The following is a 1,238-nucleotide window of genomic DNA, read 5'->3' on the forward strand; positions in this document are numbered from 1 at the left end:
TTGCGTACCAGTGCGACAAACCTTTTCACGTCCGCGCTGCGCTCGGTGGCGTTGTCAATTTCCTGTGACAGTTCCGCAATCCTCCGGGTCAGCGTCTTTTTTTCTTCGTCATAGCCGGAAGTCAGAAAAGCAAACTGTTCATCTGAAAGTTTCCCTAAAGCGTTGTCCTCATAGAGCTTGCGGAACAAGATATTCAGCTCGCTAATCCGGCTCTGCGCCTTGTCAAGCTCTTTCCGTTGCTGCGTCAGCGTCTTTTGTACTGCCTTTGCGCTGCACTCGTTGGCGGTTTCGATAAACTCCTGTTCATGCTCTTTCACATAGGACAATACCCTTTGTAAATCGGCAAGGACAAGTTCTTTAAGGACGCTCTTTCGGATATAATGGGTAGTGCAAAGCTCGCCAGTCCTTATCCTGTTTCGATACTTGCCGCAAGTGTAGGCGTGTTTGCGTTCCAGTGTCCCGGCTCCCTGTTGCAGATACATTTTATAGCCGCAGTCCCCGCAAAAGAGAAGCCCCGAAAAAATGTCAATTTCATCAACCTTTGTAGGGCGGTGTTTGGTGGCAATCCGTTTCTGTGCAAGCTCAAAGGTTTCTTCATCAATCAAGGGTTCGTGTGTGTTGGGGAAGAAGTAACGCTTTTCCTCCGGGTTCTTCTTCGTCTTTTTCGATTTGTAAGATACCTTATAGCTCTTGCCTGTAATGGTATGCCCCAAATACTCTTTACGCGCCAGAATGTCATAGAGCGTCTTATCCGGCCAGTTGTAAATACAATTCGGGTGTGGGCGGGGGTGCCTGTGGCTTCCTGTGCGCCTGTACTGCAATTCTGCAACAGTCAATACCTCATGTTCCCGTAGCCAGTTCTGAATTTCGCAGATACGGTCGCCGCGCACATACATAGCGAAAATCTGTTTTACAATGTGCGCCGTTTCCGGGTCGGGCAATAGATGATTGCGGTCATTTGGGTCGGCTATGTACCCATAAGGCACTTGCCCGTTGACGCGCTCGCCTTTCTGCGCCTTTGCCTGTTTGACAGCCCGGATTTTCTTTGAAGTGTCGCGGGCGTAAAACTCGTTGAACCAGTTCCGCAGAGGGGTAAACTCGTTATCTTCCCTTGCTGTGTCTACACCGTCGTTAATGGCAATGTAGCGCACTTCATATTCGGGAAAAACAATCTCTATCAGCTCCCCGGTTTTCAGATAATTACGTCCCAGACGGGAAAGGTCTTTTGTTATGACGGT

Annotated in this window: 1 protein-coding gene; it reads right to left on the reverse strand. The window is 49.2% G+C overall.

Annotation, left to right across the window (positions count from 1 at the left end):
- A partial coding sequence (locus tag D5281_RS24975) for a recombinase family protein (protein ID WP_160562541.1) occupies window positions 1-1,238 on the reverse strand: 1,238 nt, incomplete at both ends.

It is taken from the genome of Parablautia muri (genome assembly GCF_009917485.1).
Classification (GTDB): Bacteria; Bacillota; Clostridia; order Lachnospirales; family Lachnospiraceae; genus Suilimivivens; species Suilimivivens muri.